The sequence below is a fragment of the Xanthomonas phaseoli pv. dieffenbachiae genome, assembly GCF_008639345.1.
In the GTDB taxonomy this organism is placed as follows: Bacteria; Pseudomonadota; Gammaproteobacteria; order Xanthomonadales; family Xanthomonadaceae; genus Xanthomonas; species Xanthomonas phaseoli.
In genome coordinates this window covers 865,285-890,290 of the sequence record NZ_CP041380.1, presented here as the reverse complement: position 1 = coordinate 890,290, position 25,006 = coordinate 865,285, and the positions used below count along the sequence as shown (strand labels likewise).

Below are 25,006 nucleotides of genomic sequence, written 5' to 3'. Positions count from 1 at the left end.
CGGCGCACGTTCCGATGTATGCAGCCACGCTCAATGGCCCCTGGGCGTCGATGCAACCCAGCATGCATCGCCAAGCGTTGCGCGTTGCGCCAGCCTTATGCGCTCACGCAGACGCATCCAGCAATACATCGTCTTCGCCAACGCGGTCGTCCACCCACACCGCGCCCTGCTCGGCCATGAGGGCCAGCTGGTGCTCCAGCTCGCGCATCAGCAAGCGCACGCCGGGCTTGTGGATTGCGGCGCCATCGCGATAGATCACCCCTCCTGCGCGTGCCTGCGAGGGCTGCTGCAGCTGGAAGGCACGCAACTCGCCACGTGCGATGTCGCCGGCCACCATCATGCTCGGCATCACCGCAATGCTGTCGGTACCGAGCAGGATTTCGCGTGTGAAACTGGCCGAGCTGGAACGCAACTGGTCGCGCGTTGCAAGACCATGCTCGCGCATGACCTGCGCCACGTCGCGTTCCACATGCTGGCTCAGGGTCGGCAGCACCTGCCGGTACGCGACCGCCTCGGCAATGCGTACCGGCCCATTGGTAAATAGCGGGTGGTCGCTGCGCGCCACCAGCGCGATCGGGTCCTGGTACAACACCTTGCGAATCAATGCATCGTAGCGGGCCAGCGGATACAACCGCCCGACCACCAGATCGATCTCGTTACCGGCCAGCTTGGGCAACAGCTCATCGGTGCGGCCATGCAGCAGGCGCACCCGTAGCGTCGGTTCGGTGCGATACAGCGCGGCCAGCACCGCCGGCAGCAAACCGCTGGCCGCCACCGGCAAGGCGCCCACGGTGATCGTGAGCGCATCGTCCTGCAGCAGCCCTTCGAAGGTGTCCTGCGCGCGTCGTAGCTGCCCCAGCACCACATGCGCCGTCTGCACCAGCACCTCGCCCATCGCATTGGGACGAACGCCGCGCGAATGTCGCTCGAACAGCGGCGCACCGACGATCTCTTCGATCTCCTGCAAGGCGCGCGTGAGCGCGGGCTGGGTGACATTCAAGACGCGTGAGGCGCGCAACAGGCTTTTCTGTCGGTCCAGCGCCTCGATGACACGCAGGTGCCGCACCTTGATGCGGTGTTCGAAGAACACGGATGACATGGTCATTGGGGAAGACCTTGGGTTGGGAAGTCGGGTAACGCGACGATGCGGCGCACGGCCACTGCGCCCAGCTCAGCGCGCATGGGGCACACGCCGCGTCTGCATGAAGTCTTCGAACGATTCGCCGCGCATGATTGCGTAGACCTGCAGATTGGTCATGCGCACCACGCGCGCGAATTTTTCGATGACGAAGAAGTTGGCGCCGTATTGCACCAGGCCCAGCCAGTCGCGCGCACGGATCAGCGCCTTCTCCTGCTCGGTGAGTTCGGCTTCCTGCATCAGAACTTCTGCATCCTGCAAGAAACGATCCCGCCACGGCGCGCGGATCATGTGCCAGAAAAAGCGGTTCAGGCGCAGCGCGCGATTGCTGGTACGCAGATCGAACAGGTACGTACCGCCGATCTGCTCCATGCCCTTGGTTTGCGGATTCATCAGCACCTCCTCAGGCCGCAGCGGCAGCGCGCGCGAGCAGATCGGCCGAACGCGGCGCGCCAGCCGCTTCTTCGCCCGGCTCGTACAGCACCACGGTCATCGCGGTGGTGGTCATCAGGTAGTAGTTCTGATGCAGCTTGCGGATCGGCCCATCCAGCGCGCCGCGCATCGCCAGCCACATGATCTGCTCCACGCTCTCCGCACCGCCCAGGCGCACGTAATCGGTGTGGGTGAGATCGGTGAGGGTCTCGGGCGCATGCTGGAACCGGTCCAGAAATTCCATGTCCCATTCGGTGTTGTTGAACCCGGTGCGCTCGCCATGGATCTGGTGCGATAGCCCACCGGTACCCACCACCACCACCCGAAGATCTTCCGGATACGATTCGATCGCGCGGCGCACTGCCTGGCCCAGGCGATAGCAGCGCCGCGCCGTCGGCAGCGGGTACTGCAGCACGTTGATGGCGATCGGCACCACCGTGCCCGGCCAGTCCGGCACATGCGGCCATAGCAGCGGCAGCGGCGCCGCGCAGCCATGGTCGATCGGCTTGTCCTGAAACACCGTCAGGTCGAATTCATCATTGACCAGGCATTCGGCGATATGCGCCTGCAACTGCACGTCGCCGCGGATCGGCGGCAGGTTGCGCAGCCCCGCACCTTCGTCGGCAACCGGAAAGCGCTCGCCCACACCCAGCGCGAAGGTGGGATACAGATCGAAGAAGAACGTCGTGCAGTGGTCGTTGTAGAAGAACACCAGCACGTCGGCCTGCTGCTCGGCCAGCCACGCGGCCACCGGCGTGTAGCCGTCGAACAACGGCTTCCACACCGGGTCCTGCTGCTTGCCCTTGTCGTAGGCCACCCCGATGGTGGGAACGTGCGAGGTTCCGATACCGCCGATGATGCTTGCCATGTTCCGCTCCTGCGACGCGGGCCGGGCCCCGGTCAGGGCAGGCGCGCGTCAGTGGGTGATTGGGGATCTGCAACGCAATGGATCCCAACAAAGGACGACCAACGACTCCGGATTGCCAAAACGGTATCCTTGGGATCCAAATTGCCATCAAGCGATCTCATCCGCAAGGTTTTTATACAAGTGATTGCAAGTTTTCCCTGTCGAAGGAACGTGCGCTGCGGTATGGCGCGAGAGAATGGAGCCAATGGCGAACAACCACCGATTGCAAGCGATTCAGCAGCTACGCGAATTGATCCTGTGCGGCACCTTCGCGCCGGGCGAGCGTGTCACCGAAGCCGCGCTGGCCGAGCGCCTGGCGATTTCGCGCACGCCGATCCGTCAGGCCCTGCCGGCGTTATGTCAGGAAGGCCTGCTGGTGCAGGCAGGCAGCCGTGGTTACGCCGTGCGGCGCTTCAGCCAGCAGGAAAGCCTGGATGCACTGGCGGTGCGCGCAGTGATGGAAGGCATGGCCGCGCGCACCATCGCCGAACGGGGCGCCGCCGCCGAGTTGCTCGCCACCTTGCACGCCTGCCTGGGCGAAGGCGACCGCATCCTGGCCAGCCGCAATCTCTGTGCCGACGACGAGCAGGCGTATGGCGCAATGAATGCCCGTTTCCATCGCGCCATCGTGGAGGCGGCCAACAAGCCGATCCTGACCGAAACCGTGGAACGCTGCACACTGGTGCCGTTCGTCAGCCCGGTCAACGTCGTGTTCGGCCAACGCACTGCTGCGCTCGCCTACGACGACCTGTTTTACGGGCACAGGCAACACGGCGCCATTGTCTCGGCCATCGAACAACGCGATGGCGCACGCGCCGAATTGCTGTTCCGCGAACATGCCAACACGCAACGGCACAGCATGGGACTGTGAGACGAGCGCTTTGCTCGTCGATGCCCTGCGTGCCAAGCATCCCGCTTAAGCGATGAGGCCAGGCCACCAGCGCGAGCTCGTTCGCATGACGCATCGCATCCGCGTCATCCCGCATCGCCGGCACCGCGGCGGCGGCAATGCGGGATGCATGACCGGCGCGCGTTACAGCGAGTGCACGATCATCAGGTTGTAGCTATTGCCTGCCACCGAGTTCTCCACCTCGATGGGCAGGTACACATTGAAGTTGAGAAGGTTCTTTTCGTCGAACCGCCAGGACAACCCGGGGCCAACATAGAACTGCCTGCGCTTGCTGTCGGGGACGCTCTGGTCGTTGGTGCGGTTGTTCTTCAACTGCTGCAGGTAATACCCGTTGATGCCCAGACGCAATTGCTCGGTGACCTTGACCGAGCTGGCGAAGTTCGCCCAGAGCACATCGCCGGCCTGGCCATTGCGAAAACGGAACCCGGGAATCGGCGGCACGCCACCTGCGCGGCTGGTGCGGAAGTTATAGAGATAATTCAGCCGCCCGCTGATTTCCCAAGTGTCGCTGGGTTGCACGGTGAAGGCCCAATGCGGTGCGACCGACCAAAAACCGGTGCTCTGGTTGATGGCGATATCGCGATCGAACTTGCCCACGGGCGCGAAGGCATCGATGGCAAACCGCTGGAAGAAGAACACCCGCCCATCGCGCATCACCGGTGGCATCTGCAGCGCCGGCCCGAACGAGATATCGCCCATGCCCAAGCCATTGCTGCTCAAGCGCACCGGGCTATCGGCAGCGACGGAGGTGTCGTAATTGACCAGCGGCACGATCGCATTGAAGCTCAACGAACCGCCTTTCCAGGTGTAGGGCGTGACATAGATGAGCTGGGTCAATGCGACGCTGACGCCAACCTTGGGGTCGCGGAACGCCGGCGAATTGTTGCCGTTGGCATTTTTGATCGCGTCGAAATCGTAGTAGCGCAGATACTCGATGGCCGTCCATCCAGGCTGCATGGAACCGAAGCCATCCAAGAAACTGGTGCCACCCAGATTGATGCCTTGGGGTGGCGCCGCGGTTTCCGGCACAGCCTGCGCCCACGCTGCCGGCGACGCTGCGGCCAGCAAGGCAGCGATGATCAATGCAGGTTGACGAGGCGACAGCGCACGCGGCAACACCGAACCACAACGAGCAGACGAACGGACGCGTTCCACTAGGCGAATCTCCGATGCAAAGGGAATGGATGACTGCGATGCAACGCGACGGGGAGGGGGAGAACGTGGGACTGGAAGACGGCGGCACGCGGCATGCGCCGTCAGGACAGCGGTGAGTCAAGAAGTTGTCTGCCGCCCGGATGCGCCGACTCAGCTGGCGCCGACCCGCAGCAGCAGTGACCCGAGCCGTTGCTGGAACAACCAGCGTCCCTGCTCGAGCACCAGCACATCCTCGAAGCTGCCCAGCAATGCCGGCGCTTGCGCCGTCCACGGCGGCGCTGCGGAGGTAGCGTCAGCGGTGTAGAGCAGGACGTGGCTGTGCGCATGCGCCAGCGTGTGCGACTGGACGCTGACCAAGGTATTGAGCATCAGGTGGCACGTGGTGCGCGGCGCACGCTCGCGAAACGACTGCAAGATGGCCTCGCGCCCCCGCACGGGCGCATCCGGTGCACTGGGGCGCGCGAACACGCCATCGTCGGTGAACAACGCGGCGAGACCGGCATGATCATGGCGATCGTTGTAGAGCGCGAACCGGCGGATCGCTTGCTCGCAGGCAATGATGATCGAAACGTCTTCGTGCATGCAGCGTTCCTCAAGGCGTGACCAAAGCACTCTCGATATCCGGCGGATTGCGTGTTTGCGCAGCAGTGGCCACCTCGTGCCACGCGTTGGGCGGGTGCGCCATCACGCGGCCTGCAACCAGTCGCGCAGCGCGTCGCTGACGGCAGCGGGTGCTTCCACCGGCGCCATGTGCCCGCAGTGTTCGAAGATCGCCAGCCGCGCCTGCGGAATGTGTCGCGCCATGTCCTGGTGCCGCGCCAACGGGCTCCACGCGTCTTGCCGCCCGACGCCCAGCAACGTCGGGCATGTGATGTGCGCGAGCACCGGCGCCGCATCGGGGCGTTCCAGCAGGGCGTTGATCTGCCCGGCAAAACTTTGCGCGCTTTGCCGCTGCACCATGGCCATCAAGCCATCCATCAATTCGCCATCGGCACGGTGATCGGGGTGCAGCATCGGCGGCAGCCAGCGCTGCGCCAGCGCCTGCATTCCCTGGGCATGCGCAAGTCGCACCAATGCCAGCCGTTCTTCGCGTTCGCGCTCGCGGCGCGGCGCGATGCCCGTATCCAGCAGTGCCAGCCGCAGCACGCGCGCGGGCGCCTGGCGCATGATTTCCAGCGCGACCCGCCCGCCCATCGAATGTCCTGCCAGCGCAAACTGCGGCGGCGCAACGGCCAAGACATGCGCGGCCATCTGCGCAATGCTGTCGAAGCCAGCGAAATCCATCACCTGCACATCGGCCAGATCGCGCAGCGCGGTGCGCTGCGGTTGCCAGATGGCGGCATCGCACAGCAGCCCGCACAACAACAACACTGCCGGCTTGGACGAAGGAGGCGCAGACAAGGTCATGGCGCGACTGTAGCCACGGCAGCCACGCACGTCGTATGGAACCTGCTGCCTTCGCTATAGCATCAAAGGCATATCAAGGCATGACAGCCAGCCGCCGCCGATTTTGGCGGCTGGCGCGCTTGGCTCACGCGCCGCCGGAGGCGCGCTTCCACAGCACATCGACCAACGGCGGCAACTTGCCGGCCAGGCCCAATACCGATCCGCGCAACAAGGTCAGGTGCATGTCGTCGTTGGAAAACACCGTGTTGATCGCATCGAAGCCGTAGGCAGCCACGGTGTTCTCGCTGCGCCGGGTACGTGCCCAGCGTTGCAGGCGATGCGGCGCGGCCCAATCGGCGCGTTTGGCCATCGCCTCGCGCACGCTCTGCCGCAACGCCGCCACATCGCGCAGACCCAGGTTGACGCCCTGCCCGGCCAGCGGATGCACCACATGCGCGGCATCGCCCAAGGTGAGCACGCGGCCGCTGACGTACTGCTGCACCAGCTGCCGTTGTAGCGGGAAGGCGGTGCGTGCCGACACCACGCGTACCTCGCCCAGGCGCGCAGCAAAGGCCTGGGTCAACTCCCGCGAGAAACTGGCATCGTCCAGCGCCAGCACGCGCTCGGCGTCGGCATCGGGCAAGGTCCACACGATCGAACTGCGGCCATCGGCGAACGGCAGGAAGGCCAGCGGCCCGGTGGTCAGGAAACGCTGCCAGGCGGTGGCCTGATGCGGGTGCTCGGTTTCCACGAAGGCAACCACGCCGCGCTGTGCGTAGGCATGCCGGGAAACCGGCAGCCCGGCGAGTTCACGCAGGGTGGATGCTGCACCATCGGCGGCGATGGCCATTGCCGCTTCCAGCCGGCTGCCATCGTCCAGGCGCAGGCGCACGCTGGCGGCGTCCTGCTCCAGCTCGACCACGCGTGCCGGGCAATGCACTTCGATGCCGGCCGCGTGCACGGCGGCCCACAGGCGGTCCACCAGCACGTCGTTTTCGATGATCCAGCCTAATTGCTCGCGTCCCAGGGTGTCGGCGTCGAAGCCCAGCTCGCCACCTCCGCCCGCATCCCAGACCCGCATGCGCCGATAAGGTTGCACGCGCGCGGCACGCACCGCATTCCACACGCCCAGGCTGTCGAGCAACGCGGCATTGTCGGCAGCGAAGGCATAGACACGCAGATCGGGTTGCTCGGCGCGCCAGCGGGCAGGCTCGCGCCCTTCGATCAGGGCAACGCGCAGGCCGGCATCGTTCAATGCCAGCGCGCAGGCGGCGCCGACGACGCCACCGCCGACGATCACCACCTCGTGCATGCTGCGCCGGCTCATGCGCTGCCCCGGCACAGTTGCGGCACATCGCCACGGAAGCCCATGGCGCCGCCCACCAGCATCGATTGCAGCGGGGCCGCCTGCGAGGCCGCAAACAAGCCCAGGCTACGCAACGGCCGCAGCAACGGTGCCGGGTTGCCGGTGAGCCGCGCCAGACCGCTGGAAAGCCCGATGGTGTGCTCGCGATCCACCCGCCGCCGCGCCAGATACTCGGCCAGCAACGCACCGGCACCGGCATCGCTGCGATCGTGCTCGATCAATTCGGCCAGCGTCAGCGCATCGCGCAGCCCCAGGTTGAAGCCCTGCGCGCCGATCGGGTGCAGCGTCTGCGCGGCATTGCCCAGCAGCACCACGCGCTCGGCGATGAGGCTGTCGGCCAGCACCTGCACCAGCGGATAGGCACTGCGTTCGCCGGTGGCGACCATGCGCCCGGCACGCCAGCCGGCTGCACGCTGCAGGCGCGCCAGCCAGCCGGTGTCATCGAGCGCAGCCACGGCTTCGGCCTCGGCGCGCGCCACGCAATGGATCGCACCGTAATGACGGTCGCCGCGTGGCAACAGCGCCGTTGGCCCATGTTCGCCAAAACGCTCCCAGGCCGTGCCATCGGGCGGTCGTGAGGCACGCACGCGCGCCACGAACAGGGTCTGCAGGAAATCGTGGGTATCGGTACCGATATGCAGCAGCTCGCGCACCGCGCTATGGCTGCCGTCGGCGCCGACCACCAGTTTGGCCTGCACCCGTTGCTCGCCCGCATCGGTAGCCAGGCGCACCGCGCGCAGGTCGTCCTGCACCGGTTCTATGCCGATGCACCGTGCGGGCCGGTAACGGCGCAGATGGGTCAGTTCGTCCAGGCGCGTTTGCAAGGCATCGCCGAAGTCGCGTGCCACCACCACCTGGCCGAAGGCGTCGCGGCCATAATCGGCCGCGTCCAGTTGCACGCGGCCGAAGTCCCCGGCGCGGCTGACATGGATGCGCCGGATCGGCCCGGGCGGACTGCGCAGCTTGGCCATCACTCCGAGCGCACCGAGCGCGTTCACGGTGGCCGCGGCGAAACTGAGGTTGCGTTGATCAAACACTGCCGGCGGCGTGCCGGCCGGGGTGGCCTCCACCAGCCCGACATCCAGGCCGAGGCGGTCCAGCGCAATCGCAAGGCTGGAGCCGACCAGGCCGCCGCCAACGATCAGAACGTCATGGGGATGTGTCATCCCCACATGATAAGCCTTCGCCCCCTGCGCGTTGCCGACGCAGGGCGGGACATCTTGCCGCGCCCGCTGCCACCTGCGCCGTGCATGGTTGACGCGCAGCGCAGCGCTTCACGCGCTCCCCAAACACATGCAGCGGCTGGAAAAGCGTGGCGAGCAGTCGCCAGGCGGGCGTGGATGGCGCACCCAGAAACGGCGGTGTAGGCGTGGCGCAGGCCGATTCCGGGCGCCGGCCACGCCCGCTTGGCACTGCACAGTCGTTGTGCAGCTGCCGTTACCCAAGCCGCGGGCAGCACCACTTCCACGCTACACTCCAGGGCCTGCAATCCGGCCCGCCTCGCGCATGACGTCTCGCTCGCACGACACCCTGATTCTGAGTCTGCTCGCCGCGTTGATGGCGGCCACCCGGATCAATCACTTCGCGCCGGTTCCGGACGCGTCCTGGGCGGTGTTCTTCATCGGCGGATTCCATCTGGCTGCACGTACCAAGCTGGCATTTCCGCTGCTGATGCTGCTGGCCGTGGCGGTGGACTGGCTGGTCATCACCGGCCAGGGCCTGAGCTTCTGGCAGCACTACTGCGTGTCGCCGGCGTACTGGTGCCTAATCCCGGCGTATTTCGCGCTGTGGGCCGGCGGCGTGTGGCTGCGCCGGCACTACCACGGCGCACAGTGGAGCGCGCTGGCGCGACTGGTGCCGGCCCTGCTGATTGCCGTGGCGCTGTGCCAGCTGATCGCCCAGGGCAGCTTCTACTGGATCAGCGCCAGCGTGGCCGACCCGACCGTGGCCGGCTGGTTCAAGAATTACACCGACTGGCTGGGGCCCTATCTGCGCAGCGCCGCGCTGTACGTGGCGGCTGCCGCGGTGATCCAGGTGGCTGCCGAGCGTCTGTCCGCACCGCGTCGCCAGCCCTACGCCGGCTAAGCCATGGGCAACCGACTCTCTCGTATCTATACGCGGACCGGCGACGACGGCAGTACCGGCCTGGGCGACGGCAGCCGCACCGGCAAGGATGCGTTGCGCGTCAATGCCTACGGCACCGTGGACGAAGCCAATTCGGCCATCGGCGTGCTGCTGGCCGCCCCCGGCGTGCCGGAGCCGATCGCCGCACTGCTGACCACCGTGCAGCACCAGTTGTTCGATTTGGGCGGCGAGCTGTGCATTCCCGGCCATGCCGCCATCGACGCGGCCGACATCCAGGCGCTGGAGCGCCAGCTGGATGCCTTCAACGACACCCTGCCCGCACTGCAGGAATTCATCTTGCCAGCCGGCGGCGAGGCCGCCGCGCGCTGCCACCTGGCCCGCACCATCGTGCGCCGGGCCGAGCGCGAGACCGTTGCGCTGTCGCGTCAGGAAACGGTACGCAACGAGGCGATCGGCTACCTCAACCGCTTGTCCGACCTGCTGTTCGTGTTGGCGCGCGTACTGGCGCGTACCGATGGTCGGCAGGAAGTCCTGTGGCGGCACGACCGCCGACGCGGTTGAGCATGTGCCCGGGTCGGCACAGAGGCTAGAGTTGCCCCATGTTGGTCTTTACCCATCCCGCCTGCCTCGGTCACGACGCCGGCCCTGAGCACCCGGAAAGCCCCGCCCGCCTGGAAGCGGTGGTCCAGGCCCTGCGCGGCGCATTCCCGGATCTGGACTGGCGCGAAGCGCCGTTGGCCAAGCTGGGCGACCTGTGCCGCGTGCACGAGCGCGAGCAAGTGGATGCAGTGCTGGAAACCGCCTTCGAGGGCTACCGTCAGCTGGACGTGGACACGCGCATGGTGCCGGCCTCGCGCGCGGCGGCCTTGCGCGCGGCCGGTGCCGGCATTGCCGCGGTCGATGCGGTGATGCAGGGCCAGACCCGCACCGCCTTCTGCGCGGTGCGTCCGCCCGGTCACCACGCCACCGCACAGGTATCGATGGGATTTTGCCTGTTCAACAACATCGCCGTGGCCGCCGCCCATGCGCGCGACCGGCATGGGCTGGAGCGCATCACCATCGTGGACTTCGACGTCCATCACGGTAACGGCACCCAGGCGATCTTCGAACGCGACCCCGCCGTGCAATACCTGAGCACCCACCAGTCCGGGCTGTATCCGCATTCGGGCAGCGTGTACGAGCGCGGGGTCGGCAATATCCACAACCTGCTGCTGCCACCGGGCAGCGACGGGCTGCGCTTCCGCAATGTCTGGGAAGACGAGATGCTGCCGCTCATCGATGCCTTCCGCCCGCAGTTGATCCTGATCTCCGCCGGCTTCGATGCGCATCTGCGCGACCCGCTGGCCGACCTGATGCTGGACGACGCCGATTTCGCCTGGCTCACCGGCGCGCTGCGCACCCTGGCCGACCGCCATGCACGCGGCCGCGTGGTCTCGATGCTGGAAGGCGGCTACGACCTGCAGGCGCTGCGCGAAAGCAGCGTGGCGCACGTGGCAGCGCTGCGCTGAACCCCGGCCAGGGCGCCGGTCGCGTCGCCGGGTGCGATGAACCTCGCCCTCCCGGCGCCGGCGCTCTTCATTGCCCCTATGCGGGGTATGCGGCAAGCTAGTCGCCATTTTATTGGTTGAACCCACGCGTGCGCCGAGCTCTCCGCCTGCTGCCCCTGCCTTTGAGCATCGCCATCTGCCTTCCGGCCATGGCTGCCGACAAGCCGTTGAACTGGGGACTGTGCCCGGCCGTAGACCCGCTACCCGGCTTCGACGGCGCCCCCGCCGCCGACCCCAAGGCGGCCGAGATGCGCCAGCAGTTGCCGACCGACATCGAAGGCGACCAGCTCTCCGGCACCAGCACCACCCCGCAATACCAGGGCAATGTCGCGCTGAAGCGCGGCGACCAGTTCCTGGGTGCCGACAACCTGCGCATGGACACCGAAACCGGCAACTACATCGCCGAAGGCAATGTCCGTTACCAGGACACCTCGTTCCGCATGGTGGCCGACCGCGCCGAGGGCAATCAGGATACCGACACCCACAAGGTCACCAACATCCAGTACCAGTTGGTGGAGCGCCGCGGCAATGGCGACGCCGAATCGGTGGACCTGCAGGGCCAGGTCGGGCAGATGCATCGATCCACCTACACCACCTGCGACCCCTCGCAGCCGATCTGGCGCGTGCGCGCGCCGGAGATCGACGTCGACAACGAGGAAGGTTTCGGTACCGCGCGCAACGCGGTGCTGCAGATCGGCAAGGTGCCGGTGCTGTACTTCCCGTGGTTCAAGTTCCCGATCGATGACCGCCGCCAGACCGGCCTGCTGTTTCCGCAATTCGGCCTGTCCGGCCGTAACGGCTTCGATTACCTGCAGCCGATCTATCTGAACCTGGCGCCGAACTACGACGCCACGTTGTTGCCGCGCTACATGAGCAAGCGCGGTTTCATGTTCGGCACCGAATTCCGCTACCTGTACGAGGGCGGTCGCGGTGAAGTCACCGGGAATTACCTGCCCAACGACAAGTTGCGCGACAAGGACCGTGGCAGCGTGTTCTACAGCGGCTACCACAACGTCAACAGCAATTGGCAGGCGCGCAGCAGCATTTCCTGGGTCAGCGACACGCGCTATGTCGAGGACTTCACCAGTCGCCTGAACGGCATCGGCTCGGCTTCCAGCCTGCAGAGCACCGTGGGCATCTACGGCACCGGCGAAACCTGGACCGCAGGCCTGATGGCCGACCGTTGGCAGCTCACCGACTACACGCTGGACGAGCAAGCCCTGCCATATAACCGGCAGCCGCGTGCGTATTTCACCTGGGAAAAGCCGCTGGGCATTTTCGAGGCCGGCATCTATGCCGAGGCGGTGCGCTTCACCCACGACGATTCGTACCAGGTGAATTACATCCCGAACGCCAACGGCAACAATGGCGACGAGTACGTCCGTACCAATATCCGCAACAAGGAATACGGCAGCGGTGCGCGCCTGGACGTCAAGCCGTATATCTCGATGCCGCTGTCGGGCGCAGCGTGGTTCCTGACGCCCACCGTGGCATGGCGCTACACCGCGTACCAGCTGGATTCCACGCTGGCCAATACCAAACCGCTGACTGGCAACCGCTCGCCGTCGCGTAGCCTGCCGATTGCCTCGCTGGACGCCGGCCTGTATTTCGATCGGGAAACCTCGCTGTTCGGCACCAACTATCTCAATACGTTGGAGCCGCGCATGTACTACCTGTACGTGCCATACCGCGACCAAGACGATCTGCCGGTGTTCGACACCCGTCCGTTCACCTTCAGCTACGGGCAGCTGTTCCGCGACACCCGCTACACCGGCGCCGACCGCCAGAACGATGCCAACCAGCTGACCCTGGCGGTGACCTCGCGCTGGCTGCGCCAGGACGATGGTCGCGAAAAGCTCTCGCTGAGTGCGGGCCAAATCCTGTACTTCAGCGATTCGCTGGTCACCATCAACAACAGCAACAACTCGGCAGCCGGCAGCGAACAGACCATCGACCAGGGCAAGTCCGCCTGGGTGGCCGACGCCAACTACATGATCAACGACCGCTGGTCGATGGGCGCCACCTACCAGTGGAACCCCAACTCGCGCAAGGAAGATCTGGCCAGCCTGCGCACGCGCTATCTGCTCAACAACGACGGCATCATCAACCTGGCGTATCGCTACCGTCGCAACCTCACCGACAACAGCGACCAGCTCAAGCAGGCCGATTTCTCCTTCCTGTACCCGATCAACCCCAGCTGGAGCGCGGTCGGTCGGTATTACTACTCGCTGCTGGACCGCAAGCCGCTGGAAATCATCGGGGGCGTGCAATGGGATAGCTGCTGCCTGGCGGTGCGCGGGCTGGTGCGCCGGTTCGTGCGCAACCGCGATGGCGAGATGGACAACTCGATCCAGATTGAGTTCGTGCTGAAGGGCCTGAGCTCGTTCGGGCAGAACACGGACCGCACTTTGCGCCGTGCTATTCTCGGCTATTACCGCGACGACCTCTACCTGGTCCCGCCCAGCAACACCACGACCAATCCGGACGATTACGATCCGAACCTGATTCCATGACCAAGCCTTTCTCTGTTGTTCTTGCCTCGCTGCTGGCCATCACCAGCACGGTTTCGCCGTTGGCCTCGGCACAGCAATCCCAGCCGCTGGATCGCATCGCTGCCATCGTCGACGAAGACGTGGTGCTGCAGAGCGAGCTCGATCGCGCCGTGCGCAACGTCAAGTCGCAGTACGCCGGTCGCGAAAACCAGCTGCCGCCAGACGATGTGCTGCAGCGCCAGGTCCTTGAGCGCCTGGTGCTGGTCAAGCTGCAGGTCAGCCGTGCCGATGGCAACGGCATCCGCGTCAGCGACGAGGAACTCAACCGCGCCATCGCCAGCATCGCCCAGCAGAACGGCACGACGGTGGACGGCTTGCGCCAGAAGCTGGCAGCCGACGGGATGGGCTACGCCGATTTCCGCTCTTCGGTGCGCGACGAGATCATCGTGCAGCGCCTGCGCCAAAGCTTTGCGCAGAGCCGCATCAGCGTGAGCGAAGGCGAAGTGGATACCGCGCTGGCCCAACAGGCCGCCACCGGTAGCCAGTACCACCTGGCGCACATCCTGATCGGCTTGCCGGAAGGCGCAACTGCCGAGCAGATCGCCACCGGCCAGAAGAAGGTCGATGGCGTCAAAGCATTGATCGACAAGGGCGAGCTGGATTTTTCGGCCGCTGCGGTGCGTTATTCCGATAGCCCCAATGCGCTGGAAGGTGGCGATCTGGGCTGGCGCAGCCTGGATGAGATCCCGAACGCATTTGCGCAGCTGATCCGCGACATGCAGCCTGGCCAGGTGGCCGGCCCGCTGCGCGGCCCGAGCGGCTTCCAGCTGCTCAAGCTGGTGGAAATGCGCGACGCCAATGCCGGCGGCGAAAAGAAGATGGTCACCGAGTACCACGCACGCCACATCCTGGTGCGGATCGGCGACAACCAGACCGAGGCGCAGGCCAAGGCAAAGATCGATACGATTCGCGCGCGCATCGTGGGCGGTGCCGATTTCCAGGCGACGGCCAAGGAGTCCTCCGAGGACACCAACAGCCGCGGCCAGGGTGGCGATCTGGGCTGGTTCCCAGCCGACGCATTCGGCCCGGATTTCGGCAAGCAGGTCGAAAGCTTGACCGATGGCGCGGTCTCCGAACCGTTCCGGACCCAGGCGGGCTGGCACATCGTGCAGCGCGTCGGCAGCCGTCAGACCGACGTGAGCGCCGAGAATCAGCGCGCGCAGGTGCGTGAAACCATCGGTCGCCGCAAGCTGGAAGAAGAGTACAACCGCTATCTGCAGGAACTGCGTGGCGAAGCGTATGTGAGCTACCGCACCGGCGACCGTGCCGATGACAATGCCACTGCCGCTCCGGCCAAGTCGGCTGATCCGGCAGCGCCCTCACCGCCGCCGGCAAAGCCGACGCGCTGAGACCGGGTAGCCGGATAGCATGATGGTCCCGTCGCTCGCGCTGGTGCCAGGCGAGCCGGCCGGAATCGGGCCGGAACTCTGCGTCCGGCTCGCGCAGCAGCCGCGCTCGGACGCGCATCTGATTGCCTACGCCGACCCAGATACCCTGCACAGCGCCGCCACGGCGCTGTCGTTGTCTGTGCGGCTGCTCGATCCCGACCAGCCCGCGCGCGCGCCTGGCGACCTGCCGCTGCATCCCGTTCGCCAAGCCGTGGCAACACGCTTCGGCGCACCTGACCCGGCCAATGCCGCAGCGGTGATCGCCGGCCTGCGCAGCGCGGCCGGCGACTGCCTTGCCGGCCGGTTGCAGGGAATCGTCACTGGCCCGGTGCACAAGGCAGTGATCAATGCCGGCGGCATTGCTTACACCGGCACCACCGAACTGCTGGCCGAACAAGCCGGTTGCCCGGTGGTGATGATGTTGGCCAACAGCATCGTGCGCGTCGCGCTGGTGACGACCCATCTGCCGCTGCGTGCGGTGGCCGATGCAATCACCGCCGATGCGCTGCTGCAGTGCCTGCGCATCACCCACGCAGCGATGCAGCGCGACTTCGGCCTGGAGCACCCGCGCATCGCCGTGCTCGGCCTCAACCCGCATGCCGGCGAAGACGGTCACCTGGGCCGCGAGGAACTGGATATCGTCATTCCGCTGCTGGAGCAGCTGCGCGGCGAGGGCATGCAGCTGATCGGCCCGCTGCCGGCGGACACCGCATTCCTGCCGCAGAAACTGCGTGGTTTCGACGCAGTGGTGGCGATGTATCACGACCAGGGCCTGCCGGTACTCAAGTACAGCGGCTTCGAGCAGGCAGTGAACATCACCCTGGGCCTGCCCTACCCGCGCGTTGCGGTGGATCACGGTACTGCGCTGGAACTGGCCGGCCGCGGAATCGCCGACCCCTCCAGCCTGATGGCAGCCACTGCGTTGTGCGCGCGATTGGCGGCGCGCCGCTAACACCCCGTGTGCTTCCGCGCTGCGAGCATGCCGCTGGTGCATGCCGTCTATCCGCCAGGCCCGGCGGATGCGCGACGACGCCGCGTGCAGGCGCGGCCTCCGTTAAACTGCGCAGATGAATTCTTCCTTCAGCGCACCGGCCAAGAAGTCGCTTGGCCAGCACTTTCTTGCCGACCGGTATTACATCGACCGCATCGTGCAGGCGGTAGACCCGCGCGCCGGCCAGCATCTGGTCGAGATCGGCCCGGGCCAGGGTGCCATCACCTTTCCGTTGCTACGCAAGCATGGCGCGTTGACCGTGATCGAATTCGATCGCGACCTGATCGCGCCGTTGACCGAAGCCGCCGCACCGATCGGCGCGCTGAGCATCATTCACCGCGACGTGCTCAGCGTGGATTTCACTGCACTGGCCGATGGCACGCCGATCCGCCTGGTCGGCAACCTGCCCTACAACATCTCCTCGCCGATCCTGTTCCATGCGCTGGACCATGCCGCTGCCGTGGCCGACATGCACTTCATGCTGCAAAAGGAAGTGGTCGACCGCATGGCCGCCGGCCCCGGCAGCAAGGTGTACGGACGACTCAGCGTGATGCTGCAGGCGTATTGCGAGGTGACTGCGCTGTTCGTGGTGCCGCCGGGCGCGTTCCGGCCGCCGCCGAAGGTGGACTCGGCCGTGGTGCGGCTGGTGCCGCGCGACCCGGCCACGGTGCAGATCAACGACCGCCGCCGCTTCGCCGATGTGGTGCGCGCCGGGTTCGGGCAGCGCCGCAAGACCCTGCGCAATGCCTTGTCCACCATCTGCGAACCGGCCCATTTCGAGGCTGCGCAGGTGAGACCGGATGCACGCGCCGAACAACTCGAGGTCGCGGATTTCATCCGGCTGGCCAATGTCGAGCTGGCTTGAGCGCCGCTCCCACACTGTTTTATTTAGACTTTCGCCATGCAAGATGATCCGCGCTACCGGGTCGAGGTCGAGGTATCGCCCCGCTTCCTCGCCCATCAATCCACCCCGGACGAAGGCCGCTACGCCTTTGCCTACAGCATCCGCATCCAGAATGCGGGCGCGGTGCCTGCGCGCCTGATCGCGCGCCATTGGCAGATCACCGATGGCAACGGTCGCACCGAGCAGGTGGATGGCGAAGGCGTGGTCGGCGAACAGCCGTGGCTGCGCCCGGGCGAGGCTTTCCATTACACCTCCGGCGTGCTGCTGGAGACCGAGCAGGGACAGATGCAAGGCCACTACGACATGGTGGCCGACGATGGCACCGAATTTATCGCCCCGATCGCCGCCTTCGTGCTGAGCGTGCCCAGGACGCTGCACTGATGAATGCTGGAGTGAGGGAGCGCACGCAATGAGCGTCTGGGCCATCGGCGACCTGCAAGGGTGCTACGACATCACCCAGCGCTTGCTGGAGAAGATCAATTTCGACCCCGCCCAGGACACGCTGTGGTTCTGCGGCGACCTGGTCAACCGTGGCGGGCAATCGCTGGAAACGTTGCGTCTGGTGCATTCATTGCGCGCGCACAGCGTGGTGGTGCTGGGCAATCACGACCTGTCGCTGCTGGCGATCGGTGCGCGTTCGGAAGAAGAGCAGCGCAAGGTCAATCCGGATCTGCTGCGCATCGTGATGGCCGAAGATCGCGATGCGCTGCTGGACTGGCTACGCATGCAGAAGCTGGCGCACGTAGACCGCGCGCTGGGCTGGATGATGATCCACGCCGGGCTGGCGCCGAAGTGGACCACGCAGATGGCCGAAAAACACGCACGCGAGGTCGAGCAGCAACTGCAGGGCGGCGGCTATCGCAAGCTGCTGCGCAATATGTACGGCGACCAGCCGGGTTGGTCGCCGGGCCTGAGCGGCTACGACCGCAGCCGCGCCATCATCAATCTGTTCACCCGCATGCGCTATTGCACCCCGCGTGGGCGCATCGCCACCGACGACAAGGGCACGCCGGGGACGCAGGCACAGGGCCTGTATCCCTGGTTCGAAGTGCCGGGTCGGGTCGAGCGCGACCTGAAGATCGTCTGCGGGCACTGGTCCGCGCTGGGTCTGACGATCACCCAGGGCGTCCATGCGATCGATACCGGTGCGGTCTGGGGCGGCAAGCTGACGGCGTTGCAGCTGGATAGCGATGAACTACGCGTGGTGCAGGTGCCCGGACGCGAAGTGACCGGGCCGGCACCGGCCGCACGCGCGCCGCGGCGTCCACGTGAGCGACAGGGACGTCAGCGTTCGCGCGGCAATCGCGGCAATGCGGGGAACGCAGTGGCCGGCCCCAAGCCGCCGGTCGATCCGCCACAGGACTGAGCGCGCGAGGCGCCCGTCGCCATCGCGGTGCCGGGCGCGACACGGCATCGCTCAGCGGCGCGCGTAATCCACGAACGCAAACGCATGGGCATGCCGATCATCGGCAGCATGCAACTCGCGCTTCACCGGCGACCACACCGCTGGGTCGATCGGCGGAAAATGCGTGTCGGCACCATCCACTGCGGTGTTCACTTCAGTCGCTGCCAGCAGATCGGCACGCTCCATGGTCAGGCGATACACCTCCCCGCCACCGATCACGCACAGCTCCTGCGCCCCATCCTGCACGGCGCGTTCGATCGCCTGCTCTACCGACGCCACAGCCTGCATGCCGTCGAACGGCACCTGTCCCGAACGGGTCAGCACCAGATTCAATCGCCCCGGCAACGCACGCCCCAGCGATTGCGCCGTCTTGCGCCCCATCAGGATCGGCTTGCCCAGCGTCAGCGCCTTGAAGCGCTTGAGATCGTCCGGCAATTTCCAGGGCAAATCGTTGTCGCGGCCGATGGCGTTGTTGCGGTCGAAGGCGACGATCAGCGAGAGTTTCATTCTTTGCCCTGGCCTTGAATTAAGCGCGCATCGCACATCTCGGCAATCGGCCTCAAGCTCAAACTTCCGCTCTTGACCAGCTCCATCAGGGCTGGCTGAGCTTCCCGCAGCGTATTTTCCATGATCGCACCCACTTCCCGTGCGAGCGCTTGGTTGTTGTAGATCAATTGAGTGGCCACCAAGTCGTTTCCGGAGTCTAGAGCCGCCGTCGCCATGACGCGCTCGCTCGCGGAGAGTGTCGTTTGCATGGCCGCGATGGTGCTCTCTGCGAGCGCCGGATCGTTCATCATCCTTTCGAGTGACGGACGCAACTGCCTATCCAGCATCGAAGACAGCGCAGGCTGCATTTCAGGACAGTTATCTTGCCACTTGGATTTCGCTTGGGCTTCCGTCACCTTGAGCAAGTCGTCTATCGAACCTTGCACCATCTGTTGGTGCAAGGGCGGCTGAAAGACTCGCAAGTAGATTTGACGTGACTGCTCGATTGGAGACATGCCCGCCACTTTCCGGGCTTCCGCCACGGGTGTCAGCAAGCAGAATACAAGTGCGATGCACAGACTCATCTTCTGCATGAGGCGCCTAGTCAGTTATGGGCCAGGCTGAGTCTAGACCGCCACCGGCGCCTTGATCGCCGGATGCGGGTCGTAGCCTTCGATGGCGATGTCTTCGAAGCGGAACGCGAACAGGTCGGTGACCTCGGGATTCAAACGCAAGATGGGCAGCGCGCGCGGGGTGCGCGTCAGCTGCTCGCGTGCCTGGTCGAAGTGATTGGAATACAGGTGCGCATCGCCCAACGTATGCACGAAATCGCCCACGCCCAGCCCGGTGGACTGCGCCACCATGTGGGTCAGCAGCGCATAGCTGGCGATATTGAACGGCACGCCCAGAAAGATGTCGCCGCTTCGCTGATAGAGCTGGCAACTGAGCTTGCCGTTCACCACATAGAATTGGAACAGGCTGTGGCACGGCATCAACGCCATCTGCGGCAGCTCGCCGACATTCCAGGCGCTGATCACCAGGCGACGCGAATCCGGATTGCGCTTGATTTCATCCACCAGCCACTGCATCTGGTCGATCTCGACGCCGTCCGGGCCAGTCCAGCGCCGCCACTGCTTACCGTACACCGGCCCCAGATCGCCGTTGTCGTCGGCCCACTCGTCCCAGATGCGCACCTGGTGGTCGCTGAGGTAGCCGATATTGGTGTCGCCCTTCAGGAACCAAAGCAACTCATGGATGATCGAGCGCAGGTGCAGCTTCTTGGTGGTCACCAACGGAAAGCCGTCGTTGAGATCGAAGCGCATCTGCCAGCCGAACACGCTGCGCGTGCCGGTGCCGGTGCGGTCGGACTTCTCCGCGCCGTGTTCCAGCACGTGCTGCAACAACTCCAGGTACGGCTTCACTTGGCAGCCTCCACGCCCGCAGGCGCCGGCAGCACCGGCTGCAACACCGGCGCGCGGCGCGACATCGCCAGCAACACCAGGCCAACCGCAATCAATGGCAGGCTCAGAATCTGGCCCATCGTCAGCCAGTTGAAGGCCAGGTAGCCGATCGGTGCATCGGGTACGCGCACGAATTCGACGATGAAACGGAACACGCCATACAGCAATGCAAACAGGCCGGAGACCGCATACCGTGCACGCGGCTTCATCGAGAACGTCCACAACACCACGAACATCACCACGCCTTCCAGCGCAGCTTCGTAAAGCTGCGAGGGGTGGCGGGCGAACTGGTTCAAGGCGCCGGCGGCGTACTGCGCCTGGATCTGCGCGGGCAACCGGTCGGCCAGCTCCGGCGCATGCGGAAAGATCACGCCCCAGCCGGCCTGGGTGAATTTTCCCCACAACTCGCCGCCGACGAAATTGCCGAGCCTCCCGAAACCGAGACCCAGCGGCACCAGCGGGGCGACAAAATCCATCACATCGAAGAAGTGCAGCCGGTGCTTGCGCGCCCACAGCCAGCAAGCGATCAACACGCCGAGCAGGCCACCGTGGAAGCTCATGCCGCCTTCCCAGACCTTGAACAGGATCAGCGGATTGGCCAGGAAGGTCTCGAACGCATAGAACAGCATGTAGCCGATGCGCCCGCCCAACACCACGCCGAGCATGCCGTAGAACAGCAGATCGGAGAAACCATCCATGTCTACCCCGGGCAGACGACCGCGCAGGATGCGCGAACGGCCCAGCGCCCAGGCAGAGAAGAACGCCGCCAGGTACATCAAGCCATACCAGTGCACCTGCACCGGGCCGAGCGAGAAGGCAATGGGGTCGATGGCGTGCAAATAGATCATGCGGACCGCGTATCACATAGAGCGAGGCCGCTATTCTGACACCTCGTACGCGCTCAGCCTAAGATCCGCGGCCGGTCAGGTAGCTCGTCTTCATGCTGCGCGCCGGCGGGGGCCGGGAAATGCTCGGCCAACAGCTCGGTCACCGCCTCGATGCCGGCCAGGACCGCCGCTTCGTGCTGGCCTTCGCGCAGGAACTGCTGCATGCGCCGACACACCTCTGCCCAACACGCTTCCGGCACCCGGCTGCGCAGGCCGCGGTCTGCCACCACCTCGATGGCGTGGTCGGCCAGCAGCAGGTAAATCAGCACCCCGTTGTTGGCTTCGGTATCCCAGGTCCGCAGTTGCGCGAAGGCCTGCTCGGCGCGCTGGCGTGCACTGTGTCCGCGCCACAATGCCTGCAGTGGCAGGTCGGCCTCGACCGCGACCATGATCTGGCCGGTGTGCGAGCGCTCGCTCGCAGTCACCGCCGCCGCAATGGAATCCATGCATGCGGCTGGAAAGATGCGCTGCGCCGAGGGCGCGAAAAGATGCCTGAGCCACCGCATTACCAGCTCCCCGAGGCGCCACCGCCTCCTGATGACCCGCCGCCACCGCCCCAACCACCACCACCGCCGAAGCCGCCACGGCCGCCGCCGCCAAATCCACCGAAGCCGCCACCACCCCAGCCACCGCCACCGACAAAGCGGCCCGGCGAGCCGGAGGCCAAGCCAGCCAGCAGACCGATCACCGCCGCACCTGCGCTGGCGAACAGCAACGACGTCAATAGCAATGCCGCGCCGCCAGCGGCAACGCCGGTCAGCACCGCGCGCAGCGGGCGCGGTAGCGCGCCCAGGATGCCGCGCGCCACCATCGCCACCACGAAGCCGATAAACAGCGCCATGATCCAGCCACCGCCGCCCGTGCCGTTGCCGCCATCGGCGTGCCCGCTGACCGGCGCCGGCAGGGCCTCGCCCTCGATCAGCCCGGCCAGTGTTGCGGTCGCCGCCGTGATGCCGCCCGCGTAATCGCCCTCGCGAAAGCTCGGCGCCAGATACTCCTGGATGATGCGGTTGGCGGTGATGTCCGGAATGGCGCCCTCCAGCCCGTAACTTGGCTGGATGCGCACGCGACGGTCGTCCTTGGCCACCAGCAGCAGCACGCCGTCGTCCACGCCCTGGCGGCCGATCTTCCATTGGTCGAACACGCGCTGGGCGTATTGCTCGATCGCTTCGGGCTGCGTGGTGGGCACGATCAAAATCTGCAGCTGCGCGCCCTTGCGCTGCTGCAAGGCCAGCGCCTGTTGCTCCAGTCGCTGGATCTGCGCCGCATCCAGGGTGCCGGTGACGTCGACCACCGGCGACCGCAGCGGCGGGATGGCAGCCAACTCCTGCGCCAGCAGCGATGCCGGCAGCAGCAGCAACGCCATCATCCACACCACTCGCACACACAATCGCCGCATTGCCGACTCCTAGCTGATGTGCGCTGACCGTCGATCAGCGCTGGGTTTGCGATTCCTTCTCACTGCAGGACATTGCCTCTTGCAGAGAGGGTGCGCCCGAAGCGAGGCCACGGGTGGTCGGAACGACTGCACGCTCTGGCGCCTTCCCTTCACCCCCTCCCCGATGGGCGAGAAGCCAGCGCTCGCCTCTGTCGGTCTGGCCTGCAGATTCGGACCGATGTGCACCTTGGCAGGCGTTGCCGTGGCAGGTGCCCGTGCGTCGTTCGACAGCGCGTACTGCGCTTGCTGGCGACGACTGCACAGGCGCCGGACACGTAGAGCAGCTGATTACTGCGCAGGCCGCGGCACGGGCTGTTGCTGCGGCGCCTGCTGCGTACCGAAATCCACCTGCGGGGCCCGCGAGATCTGCGCTTCGTTTTCCACGCTGAAATTGGGCTTGGGCTGATATCCGAAGATCTTGGCCGTGATCACCTGCGGAAATGAGCGAATGTAGGTGTTGTAGTCCTGCACGGTCTGGATATAGCGGCCACGCGCTACCGTAATCCGGTTCTCGGTGCCTTCCAGCTGCACCTGCAGATCGCGGAACGACTGGTCCGACTTGAGCTGCGGATAGTTTTCGCTGACCACCAACAACCGCGACAGCGCGCTACCCAATTCGCCTTGTGCCTGCTGGAACTGCTTCAACGACGCTTCGTCATCGGCGTTGACCTGGATCTGGCCGACGCGCGCGCGCGCATTGGTCACCTCGGTCAGGACCTGGCGTTCCTGCTGGGCGTAGCCCTGCACCGTTCGCACCAGGTTGGGAATCAGATCGGCACGGCGCTGATACTGATTGAGCACTTCCGACCAACCGGCCTTGACGCCTTCTTCCTTCTGCTGGATCGCGTTATAGCCGCAACCGGACAGCGACGCGGTCAGGATCAGCAACACCAGGGCGCGAATCAGGACAGGCATGCAGGCGATTCCGTTGGAAGAGAGCCCGAGCATGCCACGTGCCAAGTCAAGCCCGCATGCACACCTCCCCGCCCGGTTCGCCCTGCCTGCCGCGCGTCACCACAGCCGCGGCAGCAGGATCAATCCCCAGCACAGCAGCACATTGATCAGTAGCACGAACACCGCCGCCGAACCCATGTCCTTGGCACGCCCGGCCAATATGTGGTGTTCCGGGCCGTAGCGTTCGATCACCGCTTCGATGGCCGAGTTCAGCAGTTCGGCCGCCAACACGATCAAGAGTGGTGCAATCAGTGCAATGCGCTCGAGTCCCGACTGCCCGAGCCACAGACCGAGCGGTACCAGCACGGCTGCCAGACAGACCTCCAGGCGGAACGAGGATTCGTGCAGCCACGCCGCGCGCAATCCCTGCCATGACCAGATCGCCGCCTTGAGCATGCGGCGCGGACCGCGCGGGACGTGCCCCAATTGATCGGCCATGCGTCAGTGCGTCCTGCCGCAGGGGCGAAGAGGGGAACAAGTCGAACGCATGGCATGGTCGCTGCTGGGGAAAGTGCGAATCTTGCACCGTGGCGCCCCGCCCCGCCAGCTGCCGGCAGGTTTGCCCTCAGCTTCCAGCCTGGCGCACCATGGGAGCCCGCTTCACTGTTGAAGGTTCCTGCATGACCATCCATCGCCTGCGCAGCGTGCTGTGCGCCCTCGCCCTTCTGTCCGGCCATGCGTACGCCGACGCCCTGCACACCGCTCCGGCCGTGCCGGCCCAGGTTTCCAATGCCGCTTGGGAACAAGACATGCAACGCTTCGCCGAGAGCGATGCGCGCCAGCCTCCGCCCAAGCACGGCATCGTGTTCGTCGGCAGCTCGTCGATCCGGTTCTGGGAGACATTGGCGCAGGATTTCCCGGGCAAACCGGTGATCAATCGCGGCTTCGGCGGCTCGGAAGTGCGCGACAGCACCTGGTACGCAGACCGCATCGTGATTCCATATGCGCCACGCCAGGTGGTGCTGTATGCCGGCGACAACGACCTCAACAGCGGCCGCACGCCCGAACAGGTGCGCGATGACGTGCTGGCATTCGTTGCACGTGTACGCCGCGACCTGCCCGAGGCACGCATCAGCTATCTGTCGATCAAGCCCAGCCCGTCGCGCGCGCAGTTGCTGCCGGCGGTAATCACGGCCAACCGCCTGATCAAGGACGCGCTCGCCCCGCTGCCGCGGGTGGACTTCGTGGACATCTACACTCCGATGCTCGACGCCAGCGGCAAGCCGCGCGCAGAACTGTTCCGCGCCGACAGGCTGCATATGACGGCCGATGGGTACGCGATCTGGCGCAAGGTCGTGGCACCGGTATTGGAACAACGCTAGAACGCAACCGAGCCGATCCGGCACGCCTGTCGCCGGATCGGCCGGCTGCAGGCGCGAGGTTGGCTGCCGCTCCATGGCAGCGCGTTTTTATCGTGGCGGCAGGCTGCCGGCCCTGTTCTCACACACGACTGCCGTAGGCGTCTGCGATTTCGGCCGCGGCGATGGCGTTTGCGGTGCGCGAGAGATACCGGCGATGCCAAGCATCTGCAACGTCGCTAAACACGCTGCAGGAGTGCACTCGCCGGGCGCTGCACTGCTGGCACCACGTCGAGCGTTCCGGCTACCGAGCGGCC

27 protein-coding genes are annotated in these 25,006 nt (G+C 65.6%); 11 read left to right on the top strand and 16 right to left on the bottom strand.

The window, feature by feature from the left end:
- Positions 1-103 precede the first annotated feature (103 nt).
- The 3 genes from FLG15_RS04040 to FLG15_RS04030 all read right to left on the bottom strand — a co-directional run bounded on the left by FLG15_RS04040 (position 104) and on the right by FLG15_RS04030 (position 2,438).
- Positions 104-1,105, bottom strand: coding sequence for a LysR substrate-binding domain-containing protein (locus FLG15_RS04040; protein ID WP_017157299.1), 1,002 nt, complete (start codon positions 1,103-1,105; stop codon positions 104-106).
- 66 nt (positions 1,106-1,171) lie between these two features.
- Positions 1,172-1,531, bottom strand: a complete 360-nt coding sequence (locus FLG15_RS04035; protein WP_057679205.1) for a protocatechuate 3,4-dioxygenase — start codon at positions 1,529-1,531, stop codon at positions 1,172-1,174.
- 10 nt (positions 1,532-1,541) lie between these two features.
- Positions 1,542-2,438, bottom strand: a complete 897-nt coding sequence (locus tag FLG15_RS04030) for a gallate dioxygenase (RefSeq protein WP_017157301.1) — start codon at positions 2,436-2,438, stop codon at positions 1,542-1,544.
- A gap of 235 nt (positions 2,439-2,673) precedes the next feature.
- Here FLG15_RS04030 and FLG15_RS04025 point away from each other — a divergent pair, with 235 nt between their 5' ends.
- Entirely contained in the window at positions 2,674-3,348 is a 675-nt protein-coding gene (locus FLG15_RS04025) for a GntR family transcriptional regulator (protein WP_017157302.1), read from the top strand.
- Between the two features lie 162 nt (positions 3,349-3,510).
- Here FLG15_RS04025 and FLG15_RS04020 read toward each other — a convergent pair whose 3' ends face one another.
- The 5 genes from FLG15_RS04020 to ubiH form a co-directional block, all read right to left on the bottom strand.
- A complete protein-coding gene (locus tag FLG15_RS04020) occupies positions 3,511-4,542 on the bottom strand; it encodes a SphA family protein (protein ID WP_057680026.1) in 1,032 nt (343 codons plus the stop codon).
- A 150-nt stretch (positions 4,543-4,692) separates the two neighbouring features.
- Positions 4,693-5,124 carry a nuclear transport factor 2 family protein gene (locus tag FLG15_RS04015; RefSeq protein WP_057680025.1) on the bottom strand — a complete coding sequence of 144 codons (432 nt, stop codon included), beginning with the start codon at positions 5,122-5,124 and terminating at the stop codon, positions 4,693-4,695.
- A gap of 102 nt (positions 5,125-5,226) precedes the next feature.
- Positions 5,227-5,949: an alpha/beta fold hydrolase gene (locus FLG15_RS04010; protein ID WP_057680024.1), complete on the bottom strand. Its 723-nt coding sequence runs from the start codon at positions 5,947-5,949 to the stop codon at positions 5,227-5,229.
- Positions 5,950-6,073: 124 nt separating this feature from the next.
- Positions 6,074-7,255, bottom strand: a complete 1,182-nt coding sequence (locus FLG15_RS04005) for a UbiH/UbiF family hydroxylase (protein WP_057687013.1) — start codon at positions 7,253-7,255, stop codon at positions 6,074-6,076.
- Positions 7,252-8,460: a 2-octaprenyl-6-methoxyphenyl hydroxylase gene (gene ubiH, locus FLG15_RS04000; RefSeq protein WP_150145573.1), complete on the bottom strand. Its 1,209-nt coding sequence runs from the start codon at positions 8,458-8,460 to the stop codon at positions 7,252-7,254. The genes FLG15_RS04005 and ubiH overlap by 4 nt, the downstream gene beginning before the upstream one ends.
- Positions 8,461-8,800: 340 nt before the next feature.
- Here ubiH and FLG15_RS03990 point away from each other — a divergent pair, with 340 nt between their 5' ends.
- From FLG15_RS03990 to FLG15_RS03950, 9 genes are all read left to right on the top strand, one after another.
- Positions 8,801-9,379: a hypothetical protein gene (locus FLG15_RS03990; protein WP_017159102.1), complete on the top strand. Its 579-nt coding sequence runs from the start codon at positions 8,801-8,803 to the stop codon at positions 9,377-9,379.
- Between the two features lie 3 nt (positions 9,380-9,382).
- A complete protein-coding gene (locus tag FLG15_RS03985; RefSeq protein ID WP_057680063.1) occupies positions 9,383-9,940 on the top strand; it encodes a cob(I)yrinic acid a,c-diamide adenosyltransferase in 558 nt (185 codons plus the stop codon).
- Between the two features lie 38 nt (positions 9,941-9,978).
- Positions 9,979-10,887: a histone deacetylase family protein gene (locus FLG15_RS03980; protein ID WP_057680064.1), complete on the top strand. Its 909-nt coding sequence runs from the start codon at positions 9,979-9,981 to the stop codon at positions 10,885-10,887.
- Positions 10,888-11,015: 128 nt separating this feature from the next.
- A complete protein-coding gene (gene lptD, locus FLG15_RS03975; RefSeq protein ID WP_370512611.1) occupies positions 11,016-13,439 on the top strand; it encodes an LPS-assembly protein LptD in 2,424 nt (807 codons plus the stop codon).
- The gene (locus FLG15_RS03970; protein ID WP_039570752.1) at positions 13,436-14,827 is read left to right on the top strand and encodes a peptidylprolyl isomerase; all 1,392 of its coding nucleotides are present in this window, start codon (positions 13,436-13,438) and stop codon (positions 14,825-14,827) included. Before lptD ends, FLG15_RS03970 begins: the two co-directional genes overlap by 4 nt.
- 19 nt (positions 14,828-14,846) lie before the next feature.
- Entirely contained in the window at positions 14,847-15,818 is a 972-nt protein-coding gene (gene pdxA / locus FLG15_RS03965; RefSeq protein WP_039570749.1) for a 4-hydroxythreonine-4-phosphate dehydrogenase PdxA, read from the top strand.
- Between the two features lie 115 nt (positions 15,819-15,933).
- Positions 15,934-16,722, top strand: coding sequence for a 16S rRNA (adenine(1518)-N(6)/adenine(1519)-N(6))-dimethyltransferase RsmA (gene rsmA / locus FLG15_RS03960; protein WP_057680066.1), 789 nt, complete (start codon positions 15,934-15,936; stop codon positions 16,720-16,722).
- 36 nt (positions 16,723-16,758) lie between these two features.
- On the top strand, positions 16,759-17,142 hold the full coding sequence (gene apaG / locus FLG15_RS03955; protein WP_007965232.1) for a Co2+/Mg2+ efflux facilitator ApaG/CorD: 384 nt from the start codon (positions 16,759-16,761) through the stop codon (positions 17,140-17,142).
- A gap of 28 nt (positions 17,143-17,170) precedes the next feature.
- On the top strand, positions 17,171-18,127 hold the full coding sequence (locus FLG15_RS03950) for a symmetrical bis(5'-nucleosyl)-tetraphosphatase (RefSeq protein WP_017159103.1): 957 nt from the start codon (positions 17,171-17,173) through the stop codon (positions 18,125-18,127).
- 51 nt (positions 18,128-18,178) lie between these two features.
- Here FLG15_RS03950 and FLG15_RS03945 read toward each other — a convergent pair whose 3' ends face one another.
- From FLG15_RS03945 to FLG15_RS03910, 8 genes are all read right to left on the bottom strand, one after another.
- The gene (locus FLG15_RS03945) at positions 18,179-18,673 is read right to left on the bottom strand and encodes a dihydrofolate reductase (RefSeq protein WP_057680171.1); all 495 of its coding nucleotides are present in this window, start codon (positions 18,671-18,673) and stop codon (positions 18,179-18,181) included.
- A complete protein-coding gene (locus tag FLG15_RS03940) occupies positions 18,670-19,245 on the bottom strand; it encodes a hypothetical protein (RefSeq protein WP_057687014.1) in 576 nt (191 codons plus the stop codon). Before FLG15_RS03940 ends, FLG15_RS03945 begins: the two co-directional genes overlap by 4 nt.
- A 33-nt stretch (positions 19,246-19,278) precedes the next feature.
- On the bottom strand, positions 19,279-20,073 hold the full coding sequence (locus tag FLG15_RS03935; RefSeq protein WP_057680136.1) for a thymidylate synthase: 795 nt from the start codon (positions 20,071-20,073) through the stop codon (positions 19,279-19,281).
- Entirely contained in the window at positions 20,070-20,960 is an 891-nt protein-coding gene (gene lgt / locus FLG15_RS03930) for a prolipoprotein diacylglyceryl transferase (RefSeq protein ID WP_011346474.1), read from the bottom strand. The genes FLG15_RS03935 and lgt overlap by 4 nt, the downstream gene beginning before the upstream one ends.
- A gap of 53 nt (positions 20,961-21,013) precedes the next feature.
- The gene (locus tag FLG15_RS03925; protein WP_057680137.1) at positions 21,014-21,505 is read right to left on the bottom strand and encodes a TPM domain-containing protein; all 492 of its coding nucleotides are present in this window, start codon (positions 21,503-21,505) and stop codon (positions 21,014-21,016) included.
- Positions 21,505-22,398 carry a TPM domain-containing protein gene (locus FLG15_RS03920; RefSeq protein WP_150145569.1) on the bottom strand — a complete coding sequence of 298 codons (894 nt, stop codon included), beginning with the start codon at positions 22,396-22,398 and terminating at the stop codon, positions 21,505-21,507. Before FLG15_RS03920 ends, FLG15_RS03925 begins: the two co-directional genes overlap by 1 nt.
- A gap of 327 nt (positions 22,399-22,725) precedes the next feature.
- Positions 22,726-23,352, bottom strand: a complete 627-nt coding sequence (locus FLG15_RS03915; RefSeq protein ID WP_057680129.1) for a LemA family protein — start codon at positions 23,350-23,352, stop codon at positions 22,726-22,728.
- A gap of 96 nt (positions 23,353-23,448) precedes the next feature.
- Entirely contained in the window at positions 23,449-23,829 is a 381-nt protein-coding gene (locus tag FLG15_RS03910) for a diacylglycerol kinase (protein WP_017157322.1), read from the bottom strand.
- A 182-nt stretch (positions 23,830-24,011) separates the two neighbouring features.
- Here FLG15_RS03910 and FLG15_RS03905 point away from each other — a divergent pair, with 182 nt between their 5' ends.
- Positions 24,012-24,713, top strand: a complete 702-nt coding sequence (locus FLG15_RS03905) for an SGNH/GDSL hydrolase family protein (RefSeq protein WP_057680060.1) — start codon at positions 24,012-24,014, stop codon at positions 24,711-24,713.
- Positions 24,714-25,006: the final 293 nt, after the last annotated feature.